This window comes from Streptomyces sp. NPDC029044, from assembly GCF_040637495.1.
Lineage (GTDB): Bacteria > Actinomycetota > Actinomycetes > Streptomycetales > Streptomycetaceae > Streptomyces.
The window spans coordinates 12,299-24,517 of sequence record NZ_JBEZWN010000023.1; the positions used below are offsets into that span (position 1 = coordinate 12,299).

Consider the following 12,219-nt stretch of genomic DNA (forward strand, 5'->3'; position numbering starts at 1 on the left):
TATGGACTCCATGCCCCCCGTGCTGTCGGTGCGCGGACTGTCCGTGCGGTTCCTCATGCCCGGCGGGCGCCGTGTCGCGGCCGTCACCGACGCGCGGTTCGACGTGGCCCCCGGCGAGTGCCTGGCCCTGATCGGGGAGAGCGGCTGCGGCAAGTCCGTGCTGGCCTCCGCCCTGCTCGGACTGCTCCCGGGCAACGCCCAGAGCGCCGGTTCGGCCCTCCTCGGTGACCTGGACCTGCTCACGGCCGACGAGCGGACCCTCGCCCGCACCGTACGCGGGCGGCTCATCGGCCTCGTACCGCAGAGCCCGGCCGCCCACCTCACCCCGGTCCGCACCGTCCGCTCCCAACTGGAGGAGACGGTCGCCGCGTTGACCGCGACCCGGGGGCGCGCCGCCCTGCGGGCCGCCGCCGAGTCCGCCGCCGAACGGGCCGCGTTCCCGGCGGACCACCTCGACCGCCACCCCCACCAGCTCTCCGGCGGCCTCGCCCAGCGCGCCGCCACCGCCCTCGCCCTGGTCGGCGACGCACCCCTGCTGCTCGCCGACGAACCCACCACGGGACTCGACCGCGACCTGGTGGACCGTACGGCCGACGAACTGCGGCGGCATGTCGACGACCCGGGCGAGGGCGGCCGCCGACGCGCCCTGCTGATGATCACCCACGACCTGGCGGCCGCCGAGCGCATCGCGGACCGGGTCGCGGTCATGTACGCCGGACGGATCGTCGAACTCGCCGACGCCGCCGCCTTCTTCGGCTCACCCGGGCCCCGCCACCCCTACAGCCGCGGCCTGCTCCAGGCCCTGCCCGACCGCGCCTTCACCCCCATCCCCGGCATGCCGCCCGAACTCGGCGACCTCCCGGCCGGCTGCGCCTTCGCCGCCCGCTGCGACCGGGCCACCGACAGGTGCGCCGCGGAGCCGCCCGCCGGCACGGTCGCCTGCCACCACCCGCACGTGCCGGAGGACGTCCGTGCTTGAACTGCGCTCCATCACCGCCGGATACATCAGGAACGCCCCGGTCGTCCGGAACGTGTCCCTGGCCGTCGCGCCGGGCGAGTCCGTCGGCCTGCTCGGCCCGAGCGGCTGCGGCAAGTCCACCCTGGCGCGGGTCGCGGCCCTGCTGCACCGCCCCGACTCCGGCACCCTGCTCCTCGACGGCGAGCCCGTGCGGCGCTGGCGCCACCGCGCCCCACGCGAGGAGCGCACCGCCTTCGGGGTCGTCTTCCAGCAGGCCAGGCTCTCCGCGGACCCGCGACTGCCGCTCACCGACCTGATCGCCGAGCCCCTGCGCGCCACCGGCCGCGGCGCGGAAGTCCCCGGCCGGATCGCCGAGTTGGCCCCCGTCGTCGGTCTCACCCCCGACCTGCTGACCCGGCGGCCGCACGAGGTCAGCGACGGGCAGCTGCAACGCGCCTGCCTCGCCCGGGCGTTGGTGCTGCGCCCGCGCCTGCTGGTGTGCGACGAGATGACCGCGATGCTCGACGCCTCGACGGCGGCCGCCCTGGTCGCGGCCGTGGAGGACTACCGGGCCGCGACGGGCGCCGCCCTGCTGGCCGTCGGCCATGACCGCACCCTGCTCCGGCGCTGGTGCGACCGGACCGTCGAGTGGGACAGCCTGACCTGAGGCGCTACTCCTGTACGTGCCGGATGGCGTCCAGCACGATGTGCGCCACATGGTCGTCGGTGAGGGTGTACCGCGTCTCGCGGGCCTGACGCCGGGCGGTGACGATCCGGGAGGTGCGCAGCACCCTCAGGTGCTGGGAGACCAGCGGCTGGCTGACGCCCAGGGCGGTCACCAGTTCATGGACGTACTTCCCGCCGCCGGACAGTTCCCGCACGATGCCCAGCCGCACGGGCGAGGCCAGGGCGCGCAGGAGTTCGCCGGCCGCCTGGAGGGTCGGATCCGGCTCGTCCGTCGGGGGAGAGGGCGTCGTTGTCATATGCATACATTAGCATATGACAACGATTCCCAGTTCACTCTTCACCCGGTGGGGGCGGCTGCCGTCAGTGGTCGTCCCAGTGTCCCTCGTGGGCGGCGTGCCGGTGGCCGTCGTGCACGTAGTCCGTGTGGTCGCCGTGCCGCACGGCCAGGTGGCCGCAGTCCTCGCCGTGCTCGTGGTCGTGGTTCTGGTGCACCGCGTGGCCGTCGGTCGCGCACTCGTCGGTGTGGCCGTCGTGCGTCCGGTGGATGTGGCCGTCGTGGGCGTAGTCGGTGTGGTCGCCGTGGGTGAAGGCGAGGTGCCCGCAGTCGTCGCCGTGGGCGTGCGCGTGGTCCTCGTGGGTGATGTGCTGGGCGGTGGTCATGGTGGAGCTCCTTGCGTGTGCTGGTGCCGGCCGTGACGTGTCGACCCGGGCCGGGCATGGCGACATTAACATATAGCGATTCCTGCATGTATTGTCGGAGGACCCGCCGCGACCCGCCATCCGGGACGGGGCGTACGGGTGAATCGGCGGTCTAGGGCCCGTCGTTTGGATCACGCCGCAGACGCGGGGTTTGGCACGCACATCTGCCGCGTTGCCGTCGGTTGCCGATGCTCCGCATCGACGCCCTCCTCCGCCTTGCAGCTGCGCCAGACCCCGCTCACGGCGATGACGAGCCGCTGCCGATTCCCTGCGACCTGATCCAAACGACCGGCCCTAGCGCACCGCCACGACCACGCAGCTGTCGCCGTACTGCCACACCGGGCCGGCCTTGGCGAAGCCGGACCGGCGGAGGAGCTCAAGGTGGGCGGAGAGGGGGAGTTCCGCGGGGCGGCCGGTGCCGAGGGGGGCTTCGCGACGCCGGCGCTCGGCGAGGAGGTCGGTCAGCTCCGGGTCCTCGCCGGCCGCGGCCCACCAGGAGCCCCAGTCCTCGTGGGCGTACACGCGCTGCCGGCCGGCCCGGCACCGCCCGACATGCGCGGCGATCCCCGCCGGGCCCGTCTCGCCCTGGGGGAGGTGGTCGCCGTTGACGAGGACACCCCCGGGCCGCAGCAGCCCGGCGAGCTGCCGGTAGGTGCCGAACAGGGTGTCGCGGTCCAGGTAGTGCAGGGCCGTCGTGGAGACCGCAGCGTCCAGGGGCCGGTCCAGCTCCAGGGCCCGCACCCAGCCGGGCGCGCCGATCTCCGCGTCGACGTAGCGGGCCGCGTCCGGGTGGTGGGTACGGCCCAGCTCCAGCAGGACGGGGTCCCGGTCCACGGCCACGATCTCGGCGTCCGGCAGCCGCCGGATCAGCCGGGCCGCCAGCGAGCCCGGCCCGCAGCCCAGATCCACGACGAGGGGCGGAGCCGTGCGCCCCGCCATGACGTGCTCCACCACATCGGCGATCACCGTGAACCGCTCCTCGCGGTCGACGGCGTACCGCTGCTGCTGGAGCTCCCAGCGCTCCACCCATCGCTCCGCCGTCGCCAGACTCAGCCCCATCCGGTCGCGCCACCTCACCGTCTCGCACCTGACTCGTTACGGCCCGAGCCTACAGGTGGAAACGGTTCCCATTATGCCCTGTGCCCCAACAGGCAACGTTCGCCCCGTCGCGACGCCCGGCACGCGCCCTCGCCGCACCGGCCGAAAGCTCAAGTGCGTCCAGTACGAGGGCTTCCGGCCGGCACGCCGAGAGCACGCACCGTACACCGCTCCTTGAGGGGCAAACGTTGCCTGCCGGGGCACTAGTTGGCGGTGTCACGGCAGTGAAGCGAGAACGGCCAGCAGCCGGTCGACCTCCTCCGCCGTGTTGTACACATGCAGACTCACCCGCACCGAACCGGTCTTCTCGCCAGCGTCGCCCTGGCAGTGATGGTCGGAGCGGACCATGAACCCGTGGCTGAACAGGATGAACCCCAGATCGCCCGAGTCGATGGCGCGGTGCCGCAGGGTCACGATGCCCTGGCGGCGCTGCACGGCCGAGTCGACGGCGAGACTGAGCGGGCAGCCGAGGATGTCGTAGGCGTCCAGCCGGCGCAGCCCCTCGGTGAGCCGGACCGCCAGGTCGGCCGTCCAGCGCTCGATCCGGCCGACACCGGCCGCCTCCAGCCAGTCCAGGGCCGCTTCGAGCGAGGCGATGCCCACCGTGTTCGGGGTGCCGCTCCACCCGCCGGGCACGAACTCCGGCCCGCGCGCCTGCCGGGCCCACACCGCCCCCGAACCGGGCAGGGCCAGCGCCTTGTGCCCGGAGAACACCACGAAGTCGACGTCCAACTCCGCCACGGACACCGGCAGATGACCCACACTCTGCGCGGCGTCCAGGCAGATGACCGCGTCCGGGCCGACGGCCTCACGGATGCGGTGCACGTTCATGTCGCCGCCGTAGACGTGGTGCACATGGGTGGTGGCCACGAACCGCGTGCGCGGCCCGGCCCGTTCCGTCAGCGCCCGGTGGTCGTAGTCCCCCGAACCGCTCTGGTACGGCATCGGCACCACCCGCACGTGCACCCCCTCCCGAGCCAGCGACCGCTGCGCCTCCAGCCAGGGCACGATGTTCGCCTGGTGATCGGCGTCCGGCACGACGATCTCGTCGCCGTCGCGCAGGAAGCCCGGCAGCCAGTCGCGGGCGATGGTGCGCAGTCCCTCGGTGGTGCCGCCGGTGAAGTGGACGGCGGAGCGATCCGGCCGGTCGTCCCCGAGGAACCGGGCGACGCGCCCGCGGGTGCGCTCCACCAGCTCCGTGGTCCGGTTGGCCCAGGTGTAGGTGCCGCGCGCGGCATTGGCGTTGGAGGTGGTCAGATACGTCTGCACGGCGTCCAGGACGGCCTGCGGCTTCTGCGCCGTGGCCGCGCTGTCCAGGTACGCCAGCTCCGGATGCCCGGTGACGATGGGGAACTGGGCGCGCAGCCCCTGCTGCCACCGCTCCTGTTCCTCGCGGCTGATCGGTGCGCTCATGCCGGTCAGTCCCGCACCAGGGGCGCGCCCGCGTCCCGCCAGGCGATGATGCCCCCGGCCAGGCTGCGCACGTCCGGGTGGCCCATCCGGGTCAGCAGCGCCGCGTACCGGGCGGACTGCTCACCGACCGGGCAGGCCAGCAGCACCGGCCGGCGCCGGCTGAACGGCAGGCCGCCCCGCACCAGTTCCGCGAACAGTTCGTCGACGATGTTGACCGAACCGTCGATGTGCAGCGCCGCGTACGCGTACGGGCTGCGCAGGTCGACCACGAGCGGCATGCCGGTCTCGATCCAGCGCCGGGCCTCGGCCACGGTGACCGACGGCGCCCCGCCGACCTCGGCGTCGGACAGGTCGGCCGGCGAGTTCTTCCGGGGCGGCCGGCCCAGCAGGTCGGGGCGCCGCTGCCGGACGTAGCTCAGATAGCTCTCCACCCGGTCGCAGACGATGAAGACGGCGGTCCGCCGCTCCTCCGACTCCTCGTCGAGCGCCCGCAGATGACGGACGGCGCCGAAGTAGGCCGCCCCGCCGGTGGGCCCGCCCAGGATGCCGCAGCGGCGGTTCAGGGTCAGCATTCCCTCGATCGCCTCGTCGGCGGTGACCGACTCCATCGTGTCGTACGTCTCCGGGTCGAACAGGCCCACCTCCTGCACCTCGTCGATGGTGCGGATCCCGGGGATGAAGTCGGACTTGGCCGCCACCAGCCCGACCACCCGCACGGAGGGATCCTCCTCCCGCAGTGCGCGGGCGACGCCCGTGGAGGACCCGGCCGTGCCCACACAGGCGACGAACCAGTCCGGGACCCGGCCGTCCAGGTCCTTGACGATCTCCGGTCCGGTGCCGGTGAGATGGGCCTCGGTGTTGCGCGGGTTGAAGTACTGGTCGGTGTGCAGGTAGGCGCTGCCCGAGGCGGCGAGTGTGCGGTGGAACAGGGTCAGCGGATCGTCCGTCGCGGTCGGGTCCAGGCACTCGCTCTGCCCCGGCAGCTCCTCGATCTCCGCACCGAGCAGCAGCAGGAGGTCCTTGATCTCCGGCACCCGCATCCGGTTGGTGACGCTCTTGAAGCCCAGGCCGTGCATGCCCGCGATCACCGCGAGGGCCTTGGCCGTGTTGCCGCTGGACAACTCGACCACCTGGCTGCCGTGTTCGACCGCCTCGGCCAGCAGAGGTCCCGCCATGCTCCAGGCGGCCCGGTCCTTGACCGAGCCGAAGGGGTTGAGCATTTCGAGCTTCGCGTACAGATCGATGGTGCGCAGGCCGTGCACCGCCGGGTCTATCCGCACCAGAGGGGTGTTGCCTATCGCCTCGGTGATGCTGTCGTACCTCACTGAGCTCCCCTCGCGGGCGTGATCGGCCAGAACTGGTCGTCGAGGCACCAGCGCCAGGCATCGCCGTCCTGCCAGGCGGCGACCTTGCCGGCGGCGGGCTGGTGCTGGGCGCGGGTGGCGTGGAAGTCCATGGCGTAGCCGGCGGTGTTGGCGAAGGCCAGCAGGTCGCCGGGTTCCGGACGGCGCGGCAGGAACACCGTGCGCCGGGTGATCAGGTCGGTCTCCAGGCAGAGGCTGCCGAAGAGGTGCACGGCGACCGGGCCGCCCTCCGGTGCGGCTCCGTCCCGGGGAACGACCACGGGGTCCATGAGCACTCCGTGGTCCTCCAGCGCGATGTCGTCCGCCTTCGCGGCCAGCCGTACGAGCAGTTCCCCGCCGCCCTCCTGGGTGCGGACCTCCAGGACCCGCGCGAGGGTGAGCCCGCACTGGTCCAGCAGGGCCCGGCCGGGCTCGGTGTGCAGGTCGTACAGGTGCTCCAGCAGCAGCGAGGCCAGCGGCCGCCCGCCCAGCGAAGCGGCGGGCTGGGCCAGCAGCTCGTCCAGGTAGGCGGCGCCGGCCACGGGACGGTGGGCGGGGTACAGACCGAGCGTGCCGCGCAGGGTGCCGGACTCGTTGCGCAGCCCGTAGCCGTGCCCGCCCCACGTCAGGGGCGGACGCCGGCCGAGGACGGCCTCGGTCAGCGCGGTCGTGTACGCCTCCCACTGCTCGCGCTCGGCGAGATAGCCGATGCCGAACCCGCCGCCGATGTCCACGGCCCGCGGCCGCAGCCCCCGGCTCCGGCACAACTCCAGCGCGGCCAGGCTGCCTTCGAGGGCGGTCGCCTTCTCCGCGACGCTCGTCGTGTCCAGGTGGAACGCCACACCGGCCGGATCGACCGCGTCGGCATGCCGCTCGACCGCCTCCAGCAGCAGCTCCAACTCCCGTACGGGCGTGCCGAAACGGCTGCGGCGGCTCAGCACCTTCACGCCCGACGTCTCGAAGCCCGACAGTCGCAGCAGCACCCGCACCGGGGCCAGCGCGTGTTTGCGCACCAGGGCGGCGAGCTGGTCCAGTTCGGCGACGGCGTCCACGCTGACCGTGACACCCGCGCGGGCCGCCAGCCACAGGAACTCGGGGTTCTTGGGCCCCGTGGCCGTGATCCGGCCGGGACCGAACCCGGCACCCAGCGCGTGCTGCAACTCGCCCAGCGACGCGACGTCCACGCCCGCGTCCGTCGCGGCGAGCCGCCGCAGCAGCGCACTGGACCGGTTGGCCTTGTGGGCGTACAAGACCTGGCCCGACAGGTGGTGCGAGCGGTACACCGACCGGAACCGCTCCAGGTTCTCGGCGATCTGGTCCGGCACCACGATGTGCAGGGGGGAGCCGAGTGCGTCGACGATCGAGTGCAGCGTGCCGTGCGCCGCGACGAGCGACCTCAGCCGTGGCTCCAGCCGCGGTTCGAGGTACAAGGGCCGGCCGTCCATGCGCGCTCCCCCTCCTGAGGCCGCCGCACCCGTCATCCGGGCACGTCGGACACTCCCCGCGTATCGCCGTATAGCCCATATCCATTCTTCGGTCGCTTTACGCCCTGTAAGGCCCGGGCCCGGGCCTTGGCCGGTGTGAAGCGGATCACGGGCCGGGCCGCGGCGCGCGCCGGGCGCGAGGCCGCGGCATCCGCGGTTCGCGGCTCGACGCGCGCACGCCCCGTGCGCCACGCATGCTCCTGACGCCCCGCGGGTACCCCGGCCGCAGACCGGCACCGACCCGTCCGAGGAGGGACGTGGACTGGCACCCGTTGCGGCTCACCACCCCCGTCAAGCAGCACGTCTTCGGCGGCCGGGCCATCGCCGAGCGGCTGGGCCGCAGCGGCCTGCCCGACGGGCCGGTCGCCGAGACGTGGGAGGTCAGCGACGTCGAGGGCGATGTCTCCACCGTCATGGACGGCCCCCTCGCCGGGCGCACCCTGCGGCAGGTCACGGCCGAGCACCCCGACGAACTGCTGGGGCCCCGGCTCCCGCCCGGCCTTCGTTTCCCGCTGCTCACCAAGTTCATCGACGGCCGGGGCGCCCTGCCGGTGCATCTGCACGCCGACGACGCCACCGCCCGGCGCCTGGAGGGCGAACCCAACGGCAAGACGGAGGCATGGCACGTCCTGGACGCCGCACCGGGTGCCACCGCCCTGGTCGGCGTACGGCCGGGGGTGGACCGCGACACCCTGCACCGGGCGCTGCTGGCACAGGACTTCGACGCGGTCATGCGCCGCCTGCCGGTCCGCGCGGGGCAGACCGTCTACGTCCCCGGCGGCACCCTGCACAGCTTCGGCCCGGACACGCTCGTGTACGAGATCGAGCAGACGTCCGACATCCAGCAGCACGCCATGCGCCGCCGCATGGAGGACGGCTCGCCCGTCCCCGACCACGAGTGGCACGCCGGCCTCGGCCGCCTCCTCGACGAGTGGCGACCCGGCCCACGGCCCGAGTTCCACCCCGGCCTGAGCATCCGTCAGGACGACGGCGCCGTACGCACCGTGCTCTGCGCCGGCCCCCACTTCGCCCTCGAACGCTGGACCGCCGGCCCGGCCGGGCTCCTGTCGTACCGCTTCTCCACCGTGCGGATCCTCACCAACGCGGGCGCCCCCGTCACCGTCACTGCCGGCCGGTGGACCGGCCTGCTGGACCGCGCCCGCACCCTGCTCCTCCCCGCAGTCCTCGGGGAGGTCCGCATCCAGGGCCCTGCCGACGTGCTGATCGGCTACGTCCCCGAGCCGGCGCACGACATCCGCGCCCCTCTCCTCGCCGCGGGCCACGGCCCGGCCGCCGTCGCCGCCCTCGGTGAGGGACTCGCCCCCGGTGACGGACCGGTGACATTCGGGACGGATCCGTAGCGGACCGGCAGGGCAACGCATCCGGCCGGTGGCGGGTCGTACAGGGGGCAAGGGCACAGGCCCGAGCACTCGACCGGGGAAACCGGGGGAAACCAATGGGGGAGACCATGAAGATCCGTGCCCGAGGAATGCGCCAGAACCGAGGCATCCGCACCACCGTGGCCGCGCTGGCGGCCGTCGCCGGTGTGGCCGCGGCCGCCGTCCCGGCCGTCGCCGCCACCACTCCGGCCTCCGGCACACCCCGGTTCCTGGAGCCGGCCGAACTGCCGCCGCACCCGACGTCGCCCTGGTACGCCGGTCCGGTCACGGCCGGTCAGCCCGACCCGCTGCCGATGTGCGTGGGCGACGCGCTGCCGTCCGTCACCACGCACCGGGACTACTGGACGGAGTACGACACGAACGCCCAGCAGCTCACGGTCGTCGAGCGCAGCGAACAGCGGGCGAAGGACTTCGCGGCACTGCTGCGCAAGGACCTCGCCGGCTGTGCGAAGAAGCTGATGCAGCAGGACCCGGACATCACGGCGACGCAGAAGTACTACGGCCGGCTGAACGTCGAGGAGGGCGCCGACGTCTACGGCATCCACACCGTCTCCGCCTGGGGCTCCTCCGACATCGGCCTCTTCTCGGTCGGCCGCGACGGCGCGACCGTGACGGTCGTCCGCTGGGGTCAGATGGGCACCTTCCAGCACGCGCAGGTCGCGGACTTCAAGGCCACGACCGTCACGGCGGTGAACAAGCTGTACTGACGGCTCAGCCCCGGGATCGCCCGGTGGGGGCGTCGTACACGAGGAGCCCGTCGTCGCGCAGGCGGACTCCCGGTGTCGGCGTATGGGCGCTCAGCCGGCCGTCGTGCATGAGGTGATGGGCCGGTACGCCACGGGCCAGCACCGCGAAGTCGGCGATCAGCCTGCGGTGGCAGCGCCACCAGACGGCCTCGCTGCACATCACGGCCGTGCGGGCGCCCGCCGCCTCGTGCACCAGGCGGTCCATGGCGGAGACGAACTCGGGGGAGCGGGTGTGGGCGGCGTAGCCGCGGAAGGACGCGTTGCGCCACACCACGTCCGGACTGTCCGCGGGCAGCGGGCGGAACCCGCCGAGCGCGGGTTCCCACCGGTAGCCGACGCCGGCGTCCGGCAGCCACTCGGCGAGCCGCTCCCGCAACAGGTCGGGATCCCGGCGGCTGCCGGGAGCGGTCCGCACGTCGACGACGGCCGCCACCCCGGCACCGCGCAGCAAGGCGCCGATCCGGTCCCGCCCGGCGGTGCTGTGCCCGAAGGTCAGCAGGAGTGCGTCCACAGGGGCGGACTTTCCCGTTCGGGCGGGATCACACCTGAGGACGCGCTCCCGGTCAGATGTCCCGGAACGTCTCGATCTGCGCGCCGATCGAGTTCAGCCGCTCCGCCAGGTCCTCGTACCCCCGGTTGATGACGTACACGTTGCGCAGCACCGACGTGCCCTCGGCGGCCATCATCGCCAGCAGGACGACCACCGCGGGGCGCAGGGCCGGCGGGCACATCATCTCGGCGGCGCGCCAGCGGGTCGGGCCCTCCACCAGGACGCGGTGGGGGTCGAGGAGCTGAAGGCGGCCGCCGAGGCGGTTCAGGTCGGTCAGGTAGATCGCGCGGTTGTCGTAGACCCAGTCGTGGATGAGGGTCTGGCCCTGGGCGACCGCCGCGATGGCCGCGAAGAAGGGGACGTTGTCGATGTTCAGGCCGGGGAACGGCATGGGGTGGATCTTGTCGATGGGCGCCTCCAGCTTGGAGGGCCGGACGGTGAGGTCCACCAGCCGGGTGCGGCCGTTGTCGGCGAAGTACTCGGGCGTGCGGTCGTGGTCGAGGCCCATCTCCTCCAGGACCGCCAGCTCGATCTCCAGGAACTCGATGGGCACCCGGCGCACCGTCAGCTCCGACTCGGTGACGACGGCCGCCGCGACCAGGCTCATCGCCTCGACCGGGTCCTCGGAGGGGGAGTAGTCCACGTCGACGTCGATGGTCGGCACGCCGTGCACGGTGAGCGTGGTGGTGCCGATGCCGTCCACCTTGACGCCGAGCGCCTCCAGGAAGAAGCACAGGTCCTGGACCATGTAGTTGGACGAGGCGTTGCGGATGACGGTGATGCCGTCGTGCCGGGCGGCCGCGAGCAGCGCGTTCTCGGTCACCGTGTCGCCGCGCTCGGTCAGGACGATCGGGCGGTCGGGGCTGACCGCACGGTCGACCTGGGCGTGGTACTGGCCCTCGGTGGCGGCGATGTCCAGGCCGAAGCGGCGCAGCGCGATCATGTGCGGCTCGACGGTGCGCGTACCGAGGTCGCAGCCGCCGGCGTACGGCAGCTTGAAGTGGTCCATGCGGTGCAGCAGGGGGCCGAGGAACATGATGATGGAGCGGGTGCGGCGGGCCGCGTCCGCGTCGATCGCCGCCAGGTCCAGCTCGGCCGACGGCACGATCTCCAGGTCGACGCCGTCGTTGATCCACCGGGTGCGCACGCCGATGGAGCCCAGCACCTCCAGGAGGCGGTACACCTCCTCGATGCGGGCGACGCGGCGCAGTACTGTGCGCCCCTCGTTGAGCAGTGAGGCGCACAGCAGCGCCACGCACGCGTTCTTGCTGGTCTTCACGTCGATGGCACCGGACAGCCGGCGCCCGCCGACCACCCGCAGATGCATCGGACCGGCGTAGCCGAGCGACACGATCTCGCTGTCGAGGGCCTCCCCGATGCGCGCGATCATCTCAAGGCTGATGTTCTGGTTGCCGCGCTCGATCCGGTTGACGGCGCTCTGGCTGGTGCCGAGCGCCTCGGCCAGCTGCGACTGTGTCCAGCCCCGGTGCTGCCGGGCGTCACGGATGAGCTTGCCGATGCGTACGAGGTAGTCGTCTGCCATGAGGCTGAGGTTATCTCAGATATGAGATGACACCCGAACGGGGGGTCCGAACGGGTGACGGGACGTCAATCCCGCCCGGGATCCTCAGTGTCGGCTCGCCCGCGTGGTGCGCCGCCACCCGAAAGGTCCGGGAAGGTCCATCGATGTCGTACGGCGTCCCGTGCTGCTGCGGGTGTATCGGGGGCCGTTCTTTCCGCCGCCGGTGGTGATGGACCAGGAGCGCTTGTTGATGTTCAGGCGCACCCCCGGAAGGATCCGGAAACTCTTGCGGAACGTGAGCGGCATGCCTGTCTCCTCC

General features: G+C 72.7%; 13 protein-coding genes. 4 read left to right on the forward strand and 9 right to left on the reverse strand.

The genetic code is table 11. The annotated features are described in order from the left end of the window. Position 1: 1 nt before the first annotated feature. Together AB0E85_RS19870 and AB0E85_RS19875 are read left to right on the forward strand one after the other, a co-directional pair. Positions 2-979 carry an ABC transporter ATP-binding protein gene (locus tag AB0E85_RS19870; protein WP_361928701.1) on the forward strand — a complete coding sequence of 326 codons (978 nt, stop codon included), beginning with the start codon at positions 2-4 and terminating at the stop codon, positions 977-979. After that, positions 972-1,625: an ATP-binding cassette domain-containing protein gene (locus AB0E85_RS19875; protein WP_361928702.1), complete on the forward strand. Its 654-nt coding sequence runs from the start codon at positions 972-974 to the stop codon at positions 1,623-1,625. The genes AB0E85_RS19870 and AB0E85_RS19875 overlap by 8 nt, the downstream gene beginning before the upstream one ends. Positions 1,626-1,629: 4 nt before the next feature. On the opposite strand, the gene AB0E85_RS19880 is transcribed toward AB0E85_RS19875, so the two are convergent. The 6 genes from AB0E85_RS19880 to AB0E85_RS19905 all read right to left on the reverse strand — a co-directional run bounded on the left by AB0E85_RS19880 (position 1,630) and on the right by AB0E85_RS19905 (position 7,643). Beyond that, positions 1,630-1,941, reverse strand: coding sequence for a metalloregulator ArsR/SmtB family transcription factor (locus AB0E85_RS19880; RefSeq protein ID WP_107453418.1), 312 nt, complete (start codon positions 1,939-1,941; stop codon positions 1,630-1,632). Between the two features lie 64 nt (positions 1,942-2,005). Further along, positions 2,006-2,305: a hypothetical protein gene (locus tag AB0E85_RS19885; RefSeq protein ID WP_361928706.1), complete on the reverse strand. Its 300-nt coding sequence runs from the start codon at positions 2,303-2,305 to the stop codon at positions 2,006-2,008. A gap of 333 nt (positions 2,306-2,638) precedes the next feature. Next, positions 2,639-3,403 carry a methyltransferase domain-containing protein gene (locus tag AB0E85_RS19890; protein ID WP_361928708.1) on the reverse strand — a complete coding sequence of 255 codons (765 nt, stop codon included), beginning with the start codon at positions 3,401-3,403 and terminating at the stop codon, positions 2,639-2,641. 255 nt (positions 3,404-3,658) lie between these two features. After that, complete coding sequence (locus AB0E85_RS19895) at positions 3,659-4,855, reverse strand: aminotransferase class V-fold PLP-dependent enzyme (RefSeq protein WP_361928711.1); 1,197 nt, start codon at positions 4,853-4,855, stop codon at positions 3,659-3,661. Between the two features lie 5 nt (positions 4,856-4,860). Beyond that, a complete protein-coding gene (locus AB0E85_RS19900; protein WP_361928713.1) occupies positions 4,861-6,180 on the reverse strand; it encodes a pyridoxal-phosphate dependent enzyme in 1,320 nt (439 codons plus the stop codon). Then, positions 6,177-7,643: an alanine racemase gene (locus tag AB0E85_RS19905; RefSeq protein ID WP_361928716.1), complete on the reverse strand. Its 1,467-nt coding sequence runs from the start codon at positions 7,641-7,643 to the stop codon at positions 6,177-6,179. The genes AB0E85_RS19900 and AB0E85_RS19905 overlap by 4 nt, the downstream gene beginning before the upstream one ends. Before the next feature lie 296 nt (positions 7,644-7,939). Here AB0E85_RS19905 and AB0E85_RS19910 point away from each other — a divergent pair, with 296 nt between their 5' ends. Together AB0E85_RS19910 and AB0E85_RS19915 are read left to right on the forward strand one after the other, a co-directional pair. Further along, positions 7,940-9,043 carry a type I phosphomannose isomerase catalytic subunit gene (locus AB0E85_RS19910; RefSeq protein ID WP_361928719.1) on the forward strand — a complete coding sequence of 368 codons (1,104 nt, stop codon included), beginning with the start codon at positions 7,940-7,942 and terminating at the stop codon, positions 9,041-9,043. Positions 9,044-9,138: 95 nt separating this feature from the next. Then, positions 9,139-9,789 (forward strand): hypothetical protein, encoded by a 651-nt coding sequence (locus AB0E85_RS19915; protein ID WP_361928721.1) that lies wholly within the window; start codon positions 9,139-9,141, stop codon positions 9,787-9,789. Between the two features lie 4 nt (positions 9,790-9,793). Here the strand turns inward: AB0E85_RS19915 and AB0E85_RS19920 are convergent, their stop codons facing one another. From AB0E85_RS19920 to AB0E85_RS19930, 3 genes are all read right to left on the reverse strand, one after another. Further along, positions 9,794-10,339: a DUF488 domain-containing protein gene (locus tag AB0E85_RS19920; protein ID WP_361928722.1), complete on the reverse strand. Its 546-nt coding sequence runs from the start codon at positions 10,337-10,339 to the stop codon at positions 9,794-9,796. Between the two features lie 52 nt (positions 10,340-10,391). Further along, positions 10,392-11,921: a UDP-N-acetylglucosamine 1-carboxyvinyltransferase gene (locus tag AB0E85_RS19925; RefSeq protein ID WP_248505492.1), complete on the reverse strand. Its 1,530-nt coding sequence runs from the start codon at positions 11,919-11,921 to the stop codon at positions 10,392-10,394. A gap of 84 nt (positions 11,922-12,005) precedes the next feature. Further along, a complete protein-coding gene (locus AB0E85_RS19930) occupies positions 12,006-12,206 on the reverse strand; it encodes a DUF4236 domain-containing protein (protein WP_361928726.1) in 201 nt (66 codons plus the stop codon). Positions 12,207-12,219: the final 13 nt, after the last annotated feature.